At 69.3% G+C, this 17,054-nt stretch carries 23 protein-coding genes; 20 read left to right on the top strand and 3 right to left on the bottom strand.

Features of this window, described 5'->3' with window-relative positions; genetic code table 11:
* The 4 genes from BBA86_RS14700 to BBA86_RS12070 all read left to right on the top strand — a co-directional run.
* Positions 1 to 834: alpha-galactosidase (locus BBA86_RS14700; RefSeq protein WP_223247087.1), on the top strand; the 834-nt coding region annotated here is incomplete at its 5' end.
* A 50-nt stretch (positions 835 to 884) separates the two neighbouring features.
* The gene (locus tag BBA86_RS12060; RefSeq protein ID WP_065571786.1) at positions 885 to 1,478 is read left to right on the top strand and encodes a molybdopterin-dependent oxidoreductase; all 594 of its coding nucleotides are present in this window, start codon (positions 885 to 887) and stop codon (positions 1,476 to 1,478) included.
* Complete coding sequence (locus BBA86_RS12065; RefSeq protein ID WP_317614751.1) at positions 1,475 to 2,209, top strand: FAD-binding oxidoreductase; 735 nt, start codon at positions 1,475 to 1,477, stop codon at positions 2,207 to 2,209. Before BBA86_RS12060 ends, BBA86_RS12065 begins: the two co-directional genes overlap by 4 nt.
* Entirely contained in the window at positions 2,206 to 2,493 is a 288-nt protein-coding gene (locus BBA86_RS12070) for a DUF6510 family protein (protein WP_065571787.1), read from the top strand. The genes BBA86_RS12065 and BBA86_RS12070 overlap by 4 nt, the downstream gene beginning before the upstream one ends.
* On the opposite strand, the gene BBA86_RS12075 is transcribed toward BBA86_RS12070, so the two are convergent.
* The gene (locus tag BBA86_RS12075; protein WP_065571788.1) at positions 2,462 to 2,890 is read right to left on the bottom strand and encodes a BLUF domain-containing protein; all 429 of its coding nucleotides are present in this window, start codon (positions 2,888 to 2,890) and stop codon (positions 2,462 to 2,464) included. The two genes, BBA86_RS12070 and BBA86_RS12075, sit on opposite strands and share 32 nt — an antisense overlap.
* A 137-nt stretch (positions 2,891 to 3,027) precedes the next feature.
* On the opposite strand from BBA86_RS12075, the gene BBA86_RS12080 reads away from it, so the two are divergent.
* The 14 genes from BBA86_RS12080 (at position 3,028) to BBA86_RS12145 (ending at position 12,790) form a co-directional block, all read left to right on the top strand.
* Positions 3,028 to 3,360, top strand: a complete 333-nt coding sequence (locus BBA86_RS12080; RefSeq protein ID WP_065571789.1) for a DUF3140 domain-containing protein — start codon at positions 3,028 to 3,030, stop codon at positions 3,358 to 3,360.
* Positions 3,361 to 3,431: 71 nt separating this feature from the next.
* Complete coding sequence (locus tag BBA86_RS12085; RefSeq protein ID WP_189318463.1) at positions 3,432 to 4,427, top strand: metal ABC transporter solute-binding protein, Zn/Mn family; 996 nt, start codon at positions 3,432 to 3,434, stop codon at positions 4,425 to 4,427.
* A complete protein-coding gene (locus BBA86_RS12090; protein ID WP_065571790.1) occupies positions 4,424 to 5,236 on the top strand; it encodes a metal ABC transporter ATP-binding protein in 813 nt (270 codons plus the stop codon). Before BBA86_RS12085 ends, BBA86_RS12090 begins: the two co-directional genes overlap by 4 nt.
* Complete coding sequence (locus tag BBA86_RS12095) at positions 5,233 to 6,132, top strand: metal ABC transporter permease (RefSeq protein WP_065571791.1); 900 nt, start codon at positions 5,233 to 5,235, stop codon at positions 6,130 to 6,132. The genes BBA86_RS12090 and BBA86_RS12095 overlap by 4 nt, the downstream gene beginning before the upstream one ends.
* A 10-nt stretch (positions 6,133 to 6,142) precedes the next feature.
* The gene (locus tag BBA86_RS12100) at positions 6,143 to 6,571 is read left to right on the top strand and encodes a Fur family transcriptional regulator (RefSeq protein WP_065571792.1); all 429 of its coding nucleotides are present in this window, start codon (positions 6,143 to 6,145) and stop codon (positions 6,569 to 6,571) included.
* On the top strand, positions 6,561 to 7,592 hold the full coding sequence (locus BBA86_RS12105; protein ID WP_065571793.1) for a permease: 1,032 nt from the start codon (positions 6,561 to 6,563) through the stop codon (positions 7,590 to 7,592). The genes BBA86_RS12100 and BBA86_RS12105 overlap by 11 nt, the downstream gene beginning before the upstream one ends.
* Positions 7,593 to 7,596: 4 nt before the next feature.
* A complete protein-coding gene (locus tag BBA86_RS12110) occupies positions 7,597 to 8,355 on the top strand; it encodes a TIGR03943 family putative permease subunit (RefSeq protein WP_065571794.1) in 759 nt (252 codons plus the stop codon).
* Positions 8,345 to 9,733, top strand: a complete 1,389-nt coding sequence (locus BBA86_RS12115; RefSeq protein WP_223247088.1) for a hypothetical protein — start codon at positions 8,345 to 8,347, stop codon at positions 9,731 to 9,733. Before BBA86_RS12110 ends, BBA86_RS12115 begins: the two co-directional genes overlap by 11 nt.
* Positions 9,730 to 10,395, top strand: coding sequence for a DNA-3-methyladenine glycosylase (locus tag BBA86_RS12120; protein ID WP_065572294.1), 666 nt, complete (start codon positions 9,730 to 9,732; stop codon positions 10,393 to 10,395). Before BBA86_RS12115 ends, BBA86_RS12120 begins: the two co-directional genes overlap by 4 nt.
* 96 nt (positions 10,396 to 10,491) lie before the next feature.
* Positions 10,492 to 11,118, top strand: a complete 627-nt coding sequence (locus BBA86_RS12125) for a HEAT repeat domain-containing protein (RefSeq protein WP_065571795.1) — start codon at positions 10,492 to 10,494, stop codon at positions 11,116 to 11,118.
* Positions 11,119 to 11,295: 177 nt separating this feature from the next.
* Positions 11,296 to 11,532: a 50S ribosomal protein L28 gene (gene rpmB / locus BBA86_RS12130; RefSeq protein ID WP_018187658.1), complete on the top strand. Its 237-nt coding sequence runs from the start codon at positions 11,296 to 11,298 to the stop codon at positions 11,530 to 11,532.
* Positions 11,532 to 11,702: a 50S ribosomal protein L33 gene (gene rpmG, locus BBA86_RS12135; protein WP_005051772.1), complete on the top strand. Its 171-nt coding sequence runs from the start codon at positions 11,532 to 11,534 to the stop codon at positions 11,700 to 11,702. The genes rpmB and rpmG overlap by 1 nt, the downstream gene beginning before the upstream one ends.
* A 4-nt stretch (positions 11,703 to 11,706) precedes the next feature.
* On the top strand, positions 11,707 to 12,012 hold the full coding sequence (rpsN, locus tag BBA86_RS12140; RefSeq protein WP_018187657.1) for a 30S ribosomal protein S14: 306 nt from the start codon (positions 11,707 to 11,709) through the stop codon (positions 12,010 to 12,012).
* 190 nt (positions 12,013 to 12,202) lie between these two features.
* The gene (locus tag BBA86_RS12145) at positions 12,203 to 12,790 is read left to right on the top strand and encodes a GrpB family protein (protein WP_065571796.1); all 588 of its coding nucleotides are present in this window, start codon (positions 12,203 to 12,205) and stop codon (positions 12,788 to 12,790) included.
* A 39-nt stretch (positions 12,791 to 12,829) separates the two neighbouring features.
* Here BBA86_RS12145 and BBA86_RS12150 read toward each other — a convergent pair whose 3' ends face one another.
* Both BBA86_RS12150 and BBA86_RS12155 read right to left on the bottom strand, forming a co-directional pair.
* Positions 12,830 to 14,044 (bottom strand): MFS transporter, encoded by a 1,215-nt coding sequence (locus BBA86_RS12150; RefSeq protein ID WP_065571797.1) that lies wholly within the window; start codon positions 14,042 to 14,044, stop codon positions 12,830 to 12,832.
* The gene (locus BBA86_RS12155; RefSeq protein WP_317614752.1) at positions 14,041 to 14,640 is read right to left on the bottom strand and encodes a winged helix-turn-helix domain-containing protein; all 600 of its coding nucleotides are present in this window, start codon (positions 14,638 to 14,640) and stop codon (positions 14,041 to 14,043) included. The genes BBA86_RS12150 and BBA86_RS12155 overlap by 4 nt, the downstream gene beginning before the upstream one ends.
* 102 nt (positions 14,641 to 14,742) lie before the next feature.
* Here BBA86_RS12155 and BBA86_RS14325 point away from each other — a divergent pair, with 102 nt between their 5' ends.
* Both BBA86_RS14325 and BBA86_RS12160 read left to right on the top strand, forming a co-directional pair.
* Positions 14,743 to 15,048 (top strand): biopolymer transporter Tol, encoded by a 306-nt coding sequence (locus tag BBA86_RS14325; protein ID WP_083199649.1) that lies wholly within the window; start codon positions 14,743 to 14,745, stop codon positions 15,046 to 15,048.
* A 917-nt stretch (positions 15,049 to 15,965) separates the two neighbouring features.
* Positions 15,966 to 17,000: an alpha/beta hydrolase gene (locus BBA86_RS12160; RefSeq protein ID WP_065571799.1), complete on the top strand. Its 1,035-nt coding sequence runs from the start codon at positions 15,966 to 15,968 to the stop codon at positions 16,998 to 17,000.
* Positions 17,001 to 17,054: the final 54 nt, after the last annotated feature.

The following is a 17,054-nucleotide window of genomic DNA, read 5'->3' on the forward strand; positions in this document are numbered from 1 at the left end:
GACATCCTCGCGGCGTATCCGATCTCGTACATCAAGTGGGATCACAACCGGGACCTCGTCGACGCCGCCGCCGGCCCCGGCGGCGCCGCCCGCGTCCACGCGCAGACCCTCGCCGTCTACCGCCTCATCGACGAGCTGAAGGCCGCCCACCCGGGCCTGGAGATCGAGAGCTGCGCCTCGGGCGGGGCGCGCGTGGACCTCGGCATCCTCGACCGCACCGACCGGATCTGGACCAGCGACTGCCTCGACCCCATCGAACGCCTCGAGAACCAGCGCTACACCGCGCTCGTCGTCCCGCCCGAGATGATGGGCATGCACCTGACCACCCCGCACGTCCACTCCACCGGGCGCACCGTGACCCTCACCCTCAGCGGCGCCGTCGCCCTGTTCGGCCACTTCGGCATCGAATGGGACGTCACGACCCTGTCCGAGACGGATGCCGCTGCCGTCGGCGCGTGGGTCGCGCTCGCCAAACGCGTCCGCCCCCTCGTCGCAACGGGCCGCCTGGTGAACGCGGACGTCGCCGACCCCGGGCTCGATGTCCGCGGCGTCGTCGCAGCAGATGCGGCATCCGCGTTCTTCACGATCACGCAGACCCAGACGCTTATCTCCTCACCCACCGGCCGCGTCCGGCTGCCGGGACTCACCCCCGACCGCGTCTACCGCGTGCAGCTCGTCACCCCCGGCGGGATCGTCGACACCCCCGCGCAGTCACCCCTCGAATGGGCTCACCACGACACCGTGCTCACCGGACGTCAACTCGCCGTCGTCGGCCTACGCCCACCGGTGCAGAACCCCCAGCAAGCCGTCGTCATCGAGGTCACCGCGGTCTGAGGCTCGAACCGCCGTTGACGCGACGATGCCGGGAGCGATAGGCATCTCCCATGGCGATCATCAATCGCGGGTTCGGCGGTCGACGCGGCACGAGTGATCCCCGGTTGCCACCGGGTCAGACGCTCGTCGGCGACTGGCCCGTTCTGACGGCCGGCCCGACTCCGGACATCTCGACGGACGAGTGGTCTTTCACGATCACCACCGAGACGGGCGTCCAGCATCGCTGGGACTGGGGCACCCTGCACGAGGTCGGCGTGGAGGACGTCGTCACCGACATCCACTGCGTCACCCACTGGTCGCGGCTCGGGATGCCGTGGCGCGGGGTCTCCGTGGACAGGCTGTTCGAGGACGTCGAGACATCCTGCGACTTCGTCATGGTGCGCACGCATGACGGATACACCACGAATGTGCCCCTCGACGATCTGCTGGAGGGTCAGGCGTGGATCGCGACCGAGGCGGACGGCGAGGCGCTGACGGCGGAGCACGGCGGCCCGGCGCGGCTGCTCGTGCCGCACCTGTACTTCTGGAAGAGCGCGAAGTGGGTCGCCGAGATGCGGATGATGCCCACCGACCAGCCGGGATTCTGGGAGCAGAACGGCTACCACCTCCGCGGGGATCCGTGGCGGGCGGAGCGCTACTGGTGACGGCCGGCTTCCGAGCGGCATGGCACGTGGGCCGCGTCGTCTCTCGGCGCGCCGAGACCCGCTCCGCCGTCCGCCTCGAGATCGAGGTCCCGACGTGGCCGGGCAATCACGCCGGCTCGCATCTCGACATTCGACTGACCGCGCCCGACGGCTATCAGGCGTCGCGGTCGTATTCGATTGCCTCGTCGGGACCGGCCACGCGGGTCGTCCTCGCGGTCGACGAAGTCCTCTCGGGTGAGGTCTCGCCGTACGTGGTCCACGATCTGCGAGAGGGTGACGAGCTGGAGGTGCACGGACCGCTGGGCCGGTACTTCGTCTGGACGCCGGAGGACCCCGACCCCGCGCCGGTGCAGCTCATCGCGGGCGGCTCCGGCGTGGTGCCCCTCTTCGCCATGGCCGACGCGCGGGAACGGCAGCCCCACGGGACGGACTTCCGGCTGTTGTACTCCGCCCGCACGCCCGACGACGTCTTCTTCGCGAGCGAACTGGGCGCGTTGACGAAGACGCGGGTCGATATCGTTCACACGCGCCGTTCTCCGCTCGGATCACCGCGTCCGCCGGGCCGACTGACCCAGGAGTCACTGGCCGAGCTGACGTTCCCCGCGGGGGTGGCACCGCGCATCTTCGTCTGCGGGCCCACCCCGTTCGTGGAGACCGTCTCCCGGTGGCTCTTGGAGCTCGGGCAGGACCCCGCGCGGATACGGACCGAGCGCTTCGGAGGCAGCGGATGACGCACGTGGACGGGAACGCACTGGCCGGGACGCTCGTCGACGTCCTCGGCTTCGACTCGACCGACGCGATCGGCGAATGCGCGGGATGCCGCCACCGGTCCGAGCTCGCGAGGGCGCACGCCTTCGTGACGGCGATGGGTGCGATCGTTCGGTGCGAGGCCTGCCAGGGAGTGCTCGCGGTCGTCGTCCGCACGCCCACGGATGTGCACGTCAGCCTGTCCGGACTGGCGCGTGTGTCGATCGCGCGACGGGTCAGTCGCGCTCCGCGCCCGCCTTCTCCCTGAACCACCCGCCGAGGGCGTCTGTGGACTCGCGCGTCGACGCGTCGTCGGTCGCCGATTGGGCGGCAGCGACGGCGGCATCGGCGCCGTCCCCCGGAGTCGTCGGTTCGTAGCCCATCGACCACGTCGAGTACTTCCGCTCGCTGACCTGCTCCTCGAGGAGGACCCGGACGTCCGTGTGCCGGGGATCGCGACCGATGCGCTCGAGGAGCGCTCGGACTGCGGCATCCGGTCCTTCGAGGATCTGGATGAAGTCGGGATCGCTGTAGACGAGCATCCCGGTGATCCCATCGCGCTCATTGTTCGCGCGGCTCTCGGCGAGGAGCTCGACGAGGCGCGCATGGTCGAACGGTTCGGTGGCGCGGCTCGCGTAGGCAATGAAGGTCAGCTGATCGGTCATGCTCGAGCTCTCCCGGAGTAAGGCGCCGAGTCGTTCGGATGCCGCTCGGTCCGACGACAGTAACACCGGGTGAGAAGCGGTTCCGCCCCTTGCGCAACCCCTTGGAAGAACTCCGTCATGACGGGCACCGTCGAGGAATGGACGCCGACGAGCAGCAGCAGATCAAGAAGGACTTCGATGATGCGGTCAATATGACGGCCGCCGAGATCGAGAAATGGCTCGACACCGACGAGTCGAAGGACGTGGGTCAGAAGTCCGGGGGAGGCGAGTCCACCGGGCATGCCTCCGGACGCCGGATCGTGAAGATCCTGCGCAAGAAGAAGGACGATCTGACGGATGCCGACTACGAGCACATGAAGAAGGTCCACGGATACGTCGCTCGGCACTCGAAGCAGCGGCCGGAAGGCGACGTGACCGACACCGATTGGCGCTACTCCCTCATGAACTGGGGCCACGATCCCAAGAAGTGATGGTGATGGATCGCCTGTGGGCTGGCCGCTGAGTTTGAGAACCGTTATCAACAGGACGTAGACTCGCGGCCATGACCTCTCGCGTGCCCGCCCTCGCCGCTCTTGCGGCGGGTTCCGTCCTCGTCCTCGCCGGCTGCTCCACCGCGACCAGCCCCACCGCGTCCTCGGGTGACGCGGCGCCCCTCAAGATCGTCGCGTCGACGAACGTCTACGGCTCGATCGCCGAGGCCATCGGCGGGAAGGACGTCGAGGTCACGTCGATCATCGACTCTCTCTCGCAGGACCCGCACTCGTACGAGGCGTCCGCGCGAGACCAGCTCACCGTGTCGCAAGCCGACCTCGTGATCGAGAACGGCGCAGGGTACGACGCATTCCTCGACGGACTCATCGAGGCGAGCGGAACGAAAGCTCCGGTCATCACAGCCGTCGAGTATTCGCACGACTACCCCGGCAATGAGGGACACTCCGACGACGCGCACGCCGAGGGTGGAGAACACGATCACGCCGAGAACGGTGATCATGCGGGGCACGACCACATCGAGGGGTTCAACGAGCACGTCTGGTACGACCCGCACACTGTGGAGCATGTCGTCGAGGACATCGCTCACGAACTGGGTGAACTGGATGCCGCCAAGGCCGACACCTTCGAGGCGAACGCCAAGAAGCTCATCGATGGCATCGCGGGGCTCGAGACCTCTCTCGAAAAGATCTCGGCCGCACACGCGGGCGAGAAGATCTTCGTCACCGAGCCCGTGCCGCTGTACCTCACGGCTGCGGCCGGTCTCGAGAACGCGACGCCCGGGGCGTTCAGCGAAGCGGTGGAAGAGGGTCAGGACGTCCCGCCCGCCACGCTGCTCGAGGCGACGAAGATCCTCGACTCCGGAAAGGTCCGAACCGTCATCGTCAATGCCCAGACCGGCGGTGCCGAGACCACCGAGGTGATCAAGCTGGCCGAGAAGAACGACATCCCCGTTCTGAAGTTCACGGAGATCCTCCCGGAGGGTCTGACCTACGTCGAATGGATGCAGAAGAACATCGACGAGCTGGCGGGTACGCTGACCCGGTGACCCGGCACGCACCAGCTCCTCTCGAGATCCGGGGCGCCGCGTTGCGTCGCGGCGGTCGCGAACTCTGGAGTGGACTCGATCTGACGGTCGAACCCGGCGAGCTGATCGCCGTCCTCGGCCCCAGCGGTTCGGGCAAGACCACTCTGCTGCGCGCGATCCTCGGACTCGAGGACCTCAGCGAGGGAACGGTCGAGGTCGACGGCAAGCGCGTCCGCCGTCCGGGCAACCGGGGCATCGGCTACCTGCCGCAGACCCGACCGCTCCCGCGCGACACCGCCCTCCGCGGGCGCGACCTCGTCGCCCTCGGGGTCAACGGCCACCGGTTCGGCCCGCCGATTCCGCGCCGGAAGGACCGGCAGCGGGTCGACGAGCTCATCACGCAGATCGGTGCCACCGAGTTCGCCGACCGCCCCGTCGGCATCCTCTCCGGCGGCGAACAGCAGCGCCTGCGCGTCGGACAGGCGCTCGCCGACGACCCGCGACTGCTGCTGTGCGACGAGCCGCTGACCAGCCTCGACCTCGCCAACCAGCAGGCGGTCGTCGGTCTCATCGACCGGCATCGGCGCAGCGGAGCCGCGGTCCTGCTCGTCACCCACGACATCAACCCGCTGCTCGGCAAGGTCGACCGCATCCTCTACATCGCGAACGGCCGGTTCACCCTCGGCAAGCCGAAAGACGTGCTGACCTCCCCAGTCCTCACCGATCTGTACGGAGCGCCGGTGTTCGTCCTGCGAGCGGGCGATCGGCTGGTCGTCGTCGGCGCGCCCGACGCAGAGGCATCCCATCACCATCACGAGGACCACGCATGAACTGGGACGACATCGCGAACGCCATGTTCGGCGGTGTGCCGGTCTACGGTCAGATCCTCGCGCTCGTGCAGAACTCGGTGTGGGCGGGTGCGATCCTCGGCCTCGTCGGCGGGCTCATCGGCGTCTTCGTGCTGCAGCGCGACATGGCCTTCGCGGTGCACGGCATCAGCGAGCTGTCGTTCGCCGGTGCGGCGGCGGCGCTCCTGATCGGCGCGGACGTCGTCACTGGGTCGATCGTCGGTTCGATGGTGGCCGCGGCGCTGATCGGCTGGCTCGGCTCGCGCGCCCGCGACCGCAACTCGATCATCGGCGTGCTCATGCCGTTCGGTCTGGGCCTCGGCATCCTCTTCCTCGCCCTCTACAACGGGCGCAGCGCCAACCGGTTCAGCCTGCTGACGGGACAGATCGTCTCGGTGCAGTCCGACCAGCTCACCTGGCTGATCGCGATCTCCGCCGTCGTGCTCGTCGCGCTGCTGCTGATCTGGCGGCCGTTGCGCTTCGATTCGCTCGACCCGCAGTCCGCGGCGGCGCGCGGCGTCCCGACAGGACTGATCTCGCTCGCGTTCATGCTGCTGCTGGGTCTCGCGGTCGCCGTCGCCGTGCACATCATCGGCGCGCTCCTCGTCCTCGCGCTGCTCGTGACGCCCGCTGCTGCGGCGGCCCGCATCGCGAACGGGCCCGTCGCCGTGCCCCTGCTCGCCGCACTCTTCGGTGTCGTCTCGGCCGTCGGAGGCATCCTGCTGGCGGTCGCCGGCACCCTGCCGGTGAGCCCGTACATCACGACGATCTCGTTCGCCATCTACCTCGTCTGCCGCGTGGTCGGCGCTCGTCGGGGTCGGGTGCAGCGGACGGATGCCTCGCGTCGCACCCAGCCCGTCGCTAGCGTCCGCGCGTAGAATCCGGCCCATGGCCCAGCGCAACACCTGGCAGCGCGAGCGTGTCCGCTCGGCGCTGTCCGACGCCCCGGGATTCGTGAGCGCCCAGGATCTGCACGCCGCCCTCCGCGACGAGAACACCGGGATCGGCCTCGCGACCGTCTACCGGGCTCTCGCCACCCTCGCCGCAAGCGGCGAGGCGGACCAGCTGCAGTCACCCGAGGGCGAGGCGATCTACCGCGCCTGCGCGAGCACCGGCCACCACCATCACCTGATCTGCCGGGTCTGCGGAAAGGCCGTCGAGATCGAAGCGACCGAGGTCGAGACCTGGGCCAAGCGCACGGCGGCCGCGCACGGCTTCACCGACGCCGAACACGTCGTCGACATCTTCGGCACGTGCGCCGAGTGCACCGCCCGGATCGCGCAGGGCGACGACCGGCCCGAGGCCCGTGCGGACTGAGGTCCGCCCCGCGGCATCCCGCACGTCGTCGACCTCCGCGCCGGGGTCGGCCGCGCGCGGCGCACTCTGGCTGGGGCTCGGATTCATCGCGGTCCTGGCGCTCATCGGGGTGGCGCTGTGGAGCCCGTCGCCGGAGCTCCCCACGCGGGCGCAGGACGGCCTGACCCTCGCCCTGAGCGTCCTGATCGAGTCGCTGCCGTTCGTCATGCTCGGCGTGATCCTCTCGATCGTCGTGCAGGTGTGGGTCCCGCCGGGGGCCATCGAGCGGTGGATGCCGCGCAACCCGTGGGGGCGGCGAGCCGTCCTGTCGCTGCTGGGCATGCTGATCCCGGTCTGCGAGTGCGGCAACGTCCCCTTCGCGCGCGGGCTCATGATGCGCGGGTTCTCGGTGGCCGAGACCCTGACGTTCCTCGTGGCGGCTCCCATCGTCAATCCGATCGTGATCATCACGACGCATCAGGCGTTCGGTTTCGACGACGGTATCCTCGTGGCGCGTCTGCTCGGGGGATGGCTGATCGCGAACGTCATCGGATGGCTGTACAGCCGGCATCCGGATCAGGATTCCCTCATCACCGATCGCTTCCGCGACGCGTGCCTGGCCGAGCAGGGTGTCACGGGCGACCGCGGACGGCGCAGCCTCGCGCAGTTCGTCGTCGAGCTGCGCGCCGTCATGCCCGCCCTCGTCATCGGGTCGGCCGTCGCGGGTGCCGTGCAGGTCATCGTGCCGCGGGATGTCCTGCTCTCGATCGGCTCGAATCCCGCGCTGTCGATCGCTGCGATGATCCTGCTCGCGATGATCGTGTCGATCTGCTCCAACGTCGACTCGTTCTTCGCGCTGTCGTTCGCCTCGACCTTCACTCCGGGGGCCATCGTCGCGTTCCTGCTCGTCGGGCCGCTCGTCGACGTGAAGATGCTCGCGCTCCTGCGCACCACCTTCCGCACGCGCGTGCTCGGCGTCCTGGTCGTCGCGGTCGTCCTCGCGGCGGCCGCGATCGGAGGGGTGGTGAACCTCCTTGCGTGACAATGTGTGGTTCCGGATGCTGGGCGTCGGCGCGGTCGCACTGATCTCGGCCCTGACGATCGCCCTCGCACTGACCGGCCGACTCGGGCTCTACATCAACCCCGAATCCTCGTGGTTCGCCGTGACGATGGCCGCCCTCGCCCTCGTCGGCAGTGTCGTCAGTTTCCTGCTGCCCCTCGGCGCGGCCGAGGACCACGGTCACGACCACGGCGACGCACCCGCCGCCGACCACGACCACGACCACAACCGCGTGTCGCGGACGCCGCGTCAGCTCGCCGGTACGGCGGCGACCGTGGCGGGGGGAGTGCTCGCGCTCGGGCTTGCGGGGACGATGGTGGTCGTTCCGCCGGCGACCCTGTCGGCCGAGCTGGCGGCGTCCCGCACCACCGGCGCCGCGCCCCTCTTCCAGAACGCCGACACCGTCGCGCTCGCCATCACCGGCAACACGGCCTCGTTCGGCATCGGCGACTGGGCGAGCGTGTTCGCGACGGCGACCGACCCCGAGGTGTTCGACGGCACCGAGATCTCGCTGACCGGCTTCGTCGCGCCCGGCCAGGAGGGCTTCGCGCTGACCCGGCTCATCATCACGCACTGCGTCATCGACGCGCAGCCGGCGAGTCTGCCGGTGGCCGCAGACGACATCCCCCGCAAGGGTCAGTGGGTGAAAGTCTCGGGCACGATCCGCGACGTCGAAGGCCAGCTGCAGGTGAAGGCGGCGTCCGTGACGCCGATCGACGAGCCCAAGGACCCGTATGAGTTCTGACACCCGACGCGCGCAGCGTCAGCGTCGGCAGGCCCGCGGATTCTCGGTGCGCGTGATCGCCGTCGTCGCGGTCCTCGGGCTCGTCGCGCTCGCCGCCGGGGTCGTCACGACACTGCAGGGCCCCCGGGTCACGTCGGTCGAATCCGATACGACTGCCGCCGTCAGCTCCCCCGGTTCCCGCGTCATCTTCGAGACGACGCAGTCGCTGCAGAAGGTGGATGCCGCACAGGTCACCATCACGCCGAAGGCGGCCTTCAGCGTCGACACCTCGGGGCGGAGCGTCGGCATCCGCTTCACCGATCCGCTCTGGGACGAGACGACCTACACGATCCGCATCGACCGGCTCGCAGGTCTCGGGGGCGGCCCTACCTCGACCGTCGAGGAGTCGTTCGCTACGCCGAAGCTCCACTCGTACGTGCTGCAGCGGAGTGAGGGCGGCGACAAGATCTACCGCGTCGACCTCGACGGCAACACGGAGCCCGTGTTCGAGCACGATCACATCGAAGACTTCCGCGCAACGGCCGCTCACCTCGTCGTCTCCACGCTCGAGAACGGGGTCTCGCACCTGATCGTCACGCGCACCGACGGCTCCCACCCGAGGGAGCTGGCCCTCCCCGGAAAGGGCGTCGTGACGAACCTGCAGAGCGCGGAGCGGGGCAACACGATCGGGTACACCTTCACGGATGCCGACATCTCGGCATCCGGGGGACGCGAGAGTCTGCTCTTCACCGGGTCGACCGCGGACCCGGGGGCCACCCCCGCCGAGATCAAGGTCACCGGGGCCGATCCGCGCGTCGAGGACTGGCGTTTCGTTCCCGGGACCGACACGATCCTCATGCTCACCTTCGACGGCGCGCTCAGCCTCGTGTCGTCGGCGGGGGCGCCGCCCGTCGAGCTCGGCAACGCGATCGGAATCGACGACATCGCGGGGACGACGGCCTACATCGAGCGCGTCGACGGACCGGCGATCGTCGACCTCGCCTCGGCGAAGGAGAAGGCCATCCCTCCGACGGCGGGCGAGCTCGGTCAAACCGGCTCGGTCCTCGCGATGGCCGACGGATCGACGCTTCGCGCCCTCACCCCGTTCGACGGGCTGAACCCGCTCGGCACGAACATCCTGCGGGTGGATGCCGCTGGCAAGACGAGCGTAGTCGCGAAGGTGGACCCGTCCGACGGGCTGCTGCAGACCTGCGTCTCGCCGAGCGGCCGGTACGCGGCACTCGTCATCGCGCCTGACGCCGTCGACAACCCCTACGACGGGTACACGCTCCCGCTGCCCAAGAAGCTCGAGACGCGCGTCTACTCCCTCGACGGGAAGCAGGTCACGGTCATGGAGGGGTTCGACGTGGCGTGGTGCCGGAAGGCCCCGTCGCTGTGACGACCCTCGTCGCTGCGACGCGTGGCGCCCTGGCGGGACTCCCTGCCGAGGTGGCGCCGACTCTGCTCGGCGGAGAGCTGCGCGTGACGACGGCGACCGGCCCCGTCGTTCTGCGGATCACCGAGGTCGAGGCCTACCACGGGCGCGGCACCGGGCCGCAGGCGGACCCGGGCTCGCACGCCCGCATGGGGCCGACCGCCCGCAACGCGACGATGTGGGGCGAGCCCGGCCATCTGTACGTGTACCTGAGCCACGGCATCCACTCCTGCGTCAACGTCGTGTGCGGTCCCGAGGGTGTCGCCGGCGGAATCCTGCTCCGGGCCGGCGAGGTCGTCGACGGAGCGGATGCCGCGCACGCGCGCCGGCCCGCGGCGCGCACCGCACGCGACCTCGCCCGCGGACCGGGCCGCCTCGGCGATGCGGTGGGGCTGCGGCATCCGATCCACGACGGCATCGACGCGGTCACAGGGGAGGAGCAGGCCGGCGCGAGCGCGCGGCTGTTCCTGCGCGCCGAGCCCCTGACCGAGATCGCGACGGGCCCCCGGGTCGGCGTCGCGGGCACCGCCGGGACGGACGCGTTCCCGTGGCGCTTCTGGATCCCCGGAGACCCGACGGTGTCGGCGTTCCGCTGGGGGAGAGGGGCACGCGAGGCCGCGGGCTGACCGCGACTTTGCGCCGGGCGGGGAACACCCGCGCGCCCCGGGGCGTTGCAGACCAGGTGGGATGCCGCGTCCCGCACGACCCCGTGAGGTGACCCGATGACCGAGACCACCGCCGCAGACCGCCTCGAGACGGCTCTCGCGTCGCTCGACCCGTCAGCGCGGGTGCAGGCCGCGATGACGGCCGGGACCCACCCGCGCTCGGAGTACATCCCGGTGCTCGTGGCGCAGTGCCGTATCGAGCCGCAGTTCCTCGTGCGCGAGATGTTGACCTGGGCGTTGACCCGCCACGACGCCGACGAGGTCATCGACCGGCTTCTCGTCGAGCTCGGCTCGCGCGGTGCGCAGATCCGCGCGCAGGCGCTGCACACGATGTCGAAGATCGGCGGGCCGCGGGTGTGGCCGGCGATCACCGACGACCTGCTGAAGGATGCCGACGACACGGTCGCGCGCACCGCGTGGCGGACCGCGGCGCGGCACGTGCCGGTGGCCGAGGCATCCGCTCTCGCGACGACCCTGGCGACGCAGTTCGCCCGCGGCGAGCAGGAGACGCAGCGGAGCCTGAGCGAGGCGTTCGCGACGCTCGGCGAGCCCGCGCGGCCGCAGGTCGACTGGGCGCTGGCGACGGGCGGCCCGTACACGCGCGCGCACGCCGCCGTGACCGCGCGACTGATGGACGACCCGGAGGCGACGTACGACGAGGCCGTGGCCGCCGCATCCGCCTGAGTCACAGCGACGCGACACGCCCGGCCATGCTAGACTGACTCTTCGTCTGCGCGCACTCCAGCACGCAGTTCGCATCCCACCCTCGAAAGACGGCCTACAGCCGTGTCCGGGAGCGGGGTGCAGACAAGGGATCTTGGGTGGCACCGTCCGGTGTCACGGTACTAAGGAGACATAACCATGGCAGCAGTGTGCCAGGTGACTGGAGCTGTTCCCGGCTTCGGTCACAACATCTCGCACTCGCACCGCCGGACGAAGCGTCGCTTCGACCCGAACGTGCAGAAGAAGACCTATTTCGTTCCTTCGCTTGGTCGCAAGATCACGCTGAACGTCTCGGCTAAGGGCATCAAGGTCATCGACGCCCGCGGCATCGAGTCGGTCGTGAAGGACCTCCTCGCGAAGGGTGTGAAGCTCTAATGGCGAAGAAGGCTCAGGACGTTCGTCCGATCATCAAGCTGCGTTCGACCGCCGGCACGGGGTACACCTACGTGACGCGCAAGAACCGCCGCAACAACCCCGACCGCATCGTGCTCAAGAAGTACGACCCGGTGATCCGCAAGCACGTCGAATTCCGAGAGGAGCGCTGATCGCATGGCGAAGAAGAGCAAGATCGCGCGCAACAACCAGCGCGAGGTCATCGTCGCCCGTTACGCCGAGAAGCGTGCCGAGCTGAAGAAGACCCTCGTGGACCCGAACGCGACCGACGAGGCCCGCGAGGCCGCCCGCGTCGGCCTGCAGAAGCTTCCCCGCAACGCGTCGCCGGTCCGCCTGCGCAACCGCGATGCCATCGACGGACGCCCCCGCGGCCACCTGTCGAAGTTCGGCATCTCGCGTGTCCGCTTCCGCGAGATGGCGCACCGTGGCGAGCTGCCCGGCGTGACCAAGTCGAGCTGGTAAGCACCACTTCCGCACGAAGCCCCCGTCCCCGGACGGGGGCTTCGTCGTTTCCGGGCGCATCGCGGCCGGAGGATCGAGCGGTGATAGCGTGATGGGCTGACCTTCGTGGCCCGAGACGCGGGCCGAGGTCGGGGTGTCCACGCGAGCACGGCTCGTGGCTGACAGGCGACACACCGATCAAAGGATTCCCATGCCACCGTACGAGTACGATCCGGCCGAAGACGTCACTGACCTCGAGCTGATCGGCGGTGTCGAGCCGTTGTCCACCGGGCTGCGTGAATACGATCCGCGCTGGCGCGACGTCTTCGACCATCACGCCGCCCTGATCAGATCTGCCCTCGGCGCCCGAGCACTGATGGTCGAGCACATCGGTTCGACGTCGGTCGAGGGGCTCGTCGCGAAGCCGATCGTGGACATCGCGCTGGTGGTGGCCCGTATCGGAGCCGAGGATGCGTACCTGCCGGACCTTCTCGCGGCCGGCTACGAGTTGCGCACTCGGGAGCCGGGTCACCGGCTGGTCCGCACGCCGGCCCGTGACGTGCACGTGCACATCTACCCTGTCGGGGCTCCCGCCGTAGATGAATACCTGCTGTTCCGCGACCGCCTGCGAGAAGACTCGTCGGACCGCGCACTCTACGGCGACCTCAAGAGGCAGCTGATCGCCCGCCCGTGGACGGACTCGAACCAGTACGCGGACGCGAAGAGCCAGGTGATCGGGGAGATCAAAGAGCGGGCTCGTGCGAGCCGGCCGGCGGGGAGCCGTTTCCCCCCGTCTTAACCCACCGGTCCAGCGCTGTCGACCCGACCCTACTGACATTCAGAAGTCGCGCCAACGCTTGCCGAATCCGGTAGCGAGGATGACCGCGATGTACACCGCGGCCGTCGCTGCGAGCGTCGGCTGGAGACCGATCGCGGTGACAGCCGCGCCTGCGACGAAGCTCCCCACCGGCATGCCGGCTGCGACGCCCGCACTGATGGCGCTGAGGACTCGCGCGCGGATGGCGGCGGGAATGAGGCGGAACAAGGCGGAGTCGATGAGCGGGTTGAGGGGCCCCATGGCGAGCCCGCACGTGAAGAGCACGACGAGAAGGACGGGAAGCGGGGGTGCGACTGCGAGGGCGATGGAGGGGATGACCCCGGCGATCACGAACAGTGCGACGTACAACGGATGTCGCGGAAGGCGATCGCCGATGATGCCGTACATGGCGGCGCCGATGAGCGCACCTCCCGCCGAGCAGGCGATCATCAGTCCAAGCGCGGATCCGTCGCCGGTGCTCGCCGCGTACAGCGGCTTCAAGACAGTGAAACCCGCGGTATCGATGGCGTTGGTGAGCAGCACCATCATGACCACCGCGAGGACGAGCGGCGTGCGGGCGATGAATCGGAAGCCGGCGATGAGGCCGGCGAAGCCGTCGGCAGTGTCGGTGTCGGGGCCGGTCTCGAGCTCCAGGCGCGGGACCAGCGTGATCGTGAGAGCGAGCGCGATGGCGAAGGAGCAGGCCGTGGCGTACAGCGCCGCGTCGGCGCCGACCACGGCGACCAGAAGACCCGCAACCGATGCGCCGACAAGGCTCGCTGTTCTCGAGACCGTCGCCTGCGCGGCGGCCGCGCGAGCAAGCGAGACGCCGGCAAGGGCGCACAGTTCCGGGATCTGACTTCGCCGAGCCGCATTGCCGGGGGCGTCGAGCAGATTCGATGCGAAGACGAGGAGCAGAAGGGCCCACAGCGGGAGCAGACCCGTCGCGCCGAGGGTCGGCACCGCGAGCACGGTTGCTCCGCTCGCGGCGTCGGCAACGATGCTCGCCCGCCGGAAGCCGACGCGATCGACCAGTGCGCCGCCCAGCGCACCGCCGATCACTATGGGCATCGTGGCGGCGACGCCGGCAGCCGCCACAGCCCACGGGGTACCCGCTATCTGCAACGCCAGCAGCGGGACCGCGACAACTGTGACCGCGTTGCCCACCCGCGAGGATCCGTCGGCGGCGAGCAGAGCGATCAACGGAGTCCGTCGTCGCCGATCGACGATCGTCATGGCTTGCGGTATGCGGCGTAGACGATGTTCACCGGGGCGGCGTCGGGACGGTCGCGGTCTCCTCGCGCTTGCCACTTCGCCGCGACCGCCTCGAGCTCGTCGCTCAGTTCACGCAGTTCCGAGGGCGTCAGCCAGGAATGATCGTCGCCCATGGTGGCGCCGGCGATCCACGCGGAGGGAAGCGTCTCTTCGAGCTCGAGGTAAGCCAGTTGATCGGCGGCATAGCGTTGCACCAGAGCTTGGCGCATCACGCGTCCGGCAACCCGTTGACCGGGGTCCTGCTGCAGGTCGACCGGCTCGAATGACGTGACGTCGGCTGAGGCCCGCCACCACCGCTCTCGGCCATCCCTTGCGAGTTCAGGCGCCTGTGCGACGAACCCGTGCCGCTCGAGGGTTCCGAGGTGATAACTGATCGACCCCGGGGCGGCGTCCAGATGCTCGCCCAAGGCGCCGACCGTCTGCGGTCCTTCGGTCCTCAGCAGTCCCAGCACCCGGAGGCGAAGAGGGTGTGCGAGAGCTCGGAGTGCGGATGGGTCGGACACGTGCACGCGAGAGCGAGATGGCGACGACATGTCTCGACCGTATATGTACAACATTACTTGTGCAACACATCTTGTTAAATTGGATCAGCGCGAACATGGGTGCAACCCCGGTGTGCCATGCGACGGTTTCACCGAGCCCGACCGAAAGGCCTGATGATGGCGGATGACGCAGTTTCCGACGACGAGCGCTGGCTCACCATCAACGGGCGTCGATGGCGGCGAACAGACCCGTCCTTGCCCGCGGACGTCGTGGCGGCGCTCACCTCCCATCTCGGGCGCGGACGGTCAGGTGTGCGCCGCGCTCAGGGCGACCCGGCCGCCACATCAGCGGCCCGCCGACGGGTCGATCTTGCAAAGCACGGACTCGGCGAGCGGGGCCCCTACTGGTGGGACGAGCCGGAAGACGAGCGCCTGCGCCGAGCCAGGCAGGCACTCCAAGAGCTGGAGGAACTCGAGAACTGAGAGGCCTCGGCCCGTCGAGACGGCCACCGACGGGCCTCATTCATCGAGTGTGGCGGGTACTGGGGTGAAGAAGTCGCCGGGAGCGGTCATATTCGGCGCTCGATGCTGCCGAAGCGTTCACTCGTTCTGATCGGCGGGCCACGCAGTCGGAATCTCGCCGCCGGTTCCTGCTGGGATCCAGCCGTGGAAGGGCGTTATCGTCTCCCACCCATCGTCTCCATCGTGAAGGAAGAGCACCACCTGGCCGGCGTCCGCTGCAGGGGCCATGTTGTCACCGGTTCGTCCGCAGCCTTCGGGGACCGAGGTGACGATGATGGTGCGCGACCCTGCGTCACCTTTGATCCAGTCGTCGACTCTGACGTTCCATTTGGTCGCCGCAAGTTGCAGGTACGTCGTTGATGCGTGCTGCCCACGTACCGTTCCGAGGACGACTGCGTCAGCGCCAGTTTTCGCATCCGCAGGGCTGTCGAAGTGCGCCCAGTCGATACACACTGAGACTGTGGGTGACGCGGGACTCGAGCACCCGGTCATCAAGAGCGGCGCCGCTAGTCCCAAGGTCGCAAGCGGAGCGGCGCACCATCGATGAGTCATATCGTGATCATTACAGACCAGCTGTTTGTCACACCCCACGTTCTGAGAGCGAACCTGCGCTGCTTCGCGTTTGCCTCCAGCGGGCCGCGGCACAAGGCAACCGGCGGCCGGCGCTGCCCGCCGAAAACGATCGTTTGCGGCCGGCGGCCGGGTGCGGCCTCGCGGACGCCCGACATCCCGCGAATTGTCCCGCCGAAACCCCCCGCCGGAACCCGCATGCGCCGAAACTCCGCCCCGACGTTTTCGGCGAGGTTCCGCGGGCGCACCCCGGTGCCGGCTGAGCGCGTCCCGCCCGGCGTTACGCTCGACTGGTCGGAGGGAGCCGCATGCCGCTGGATCCGTTCTTCCGCGAGCGCCTGCGGACGCATCGTCGGTACCTCGCGAAGAAGGCGTGGACCGACCTGACCGCGCGGTTCCGCCGCGAGGCACCGGCAGCACCGGCATCGGCGAAGGCCACGAATGCCGCGAAGTCCCTCACGCCGCGCGAGCGGCATCGCCGCGCCGCGCTCAATTGGGACCGCATGGAGCTTCGGACCGCCGGCATCCCCGGTCCCCACATGGAGACCACCGACGTCACGGTGCCCGTTGACGGCTACCCGGACGTCCGTATCCGCATCTACCGCCCCTCCTCTGCCTCGACCCCGGCACCCGCCTGTCTCGTGATCGGCGGCGGGGCGTTCCGCATCGGCGGCATCGATTACCCGACGGCGGATGCCGCGTGTCGCCGTCGCGCCGACCGGTCCGGCGTCGTGCTCGTCACCGTCGGGTACTCGCTCGCGCCGGAGCAGCGCTATCCGACGCAGATCGAGCAGGTCCACGCTGCGTGGACGTGGTTGCACGCGCACGCGGAGGAGCTCGGGATCGACCCGGACCGGATCGGTCTGAACGGTGCGTCGGCGGGCGGATGCCTCGCGGCATCCCTCACTCTCCTCAATCGCGACCGCGGCACACCTCAAGCGACGCTCCAGATCCTCGAGGTTCCGGTCACCGACCTCACCGGCCGGTGGATCGACCTGCGCGCGACGTACGCGCTGGGCGTTCCCGCGTTCATCGCGCTGCGGGAGCTCCGCTCCGTCGCGAGCACCTACCTCGGCGACCGGTCGCGGGCACGCGAGCAGTACGCGTCGCCCATGCGTGCCGCCTCGCACGCGGGGCTTCCGCCCGCCGTCGTGCTGACGGCGGAGTACGACCCGCTCCGTCGCGACGGCGCGACCTACGCGGCGAAGCTGCGGGACGCCGGCGTCGACGCGAGCGCGACCCGGTACCTCGGCGTCACGCACGACACCCCTCTCTATGTGGGGGCTCTCCCAGCCGCACGCCGCTGGGAGGACGACGTCATCACCGCGCTCCGGCGGATCTGAACGCCTCGAGGGCTCCGGATTCGGAGACCTGTCTCGGATTCGGAGGCGCAAGCG

Origin of the sequence: Microbacterium oleivorans (assembly GCF_001691565.1) — a bacterium.
Classification (GTDB): domain Bacteria; phylum Actinomycetota; class Actinomycetes; order Actinomycetales; family Microbacteriaceae; genus Microbacterium; species Microbacterium oleivorans_B.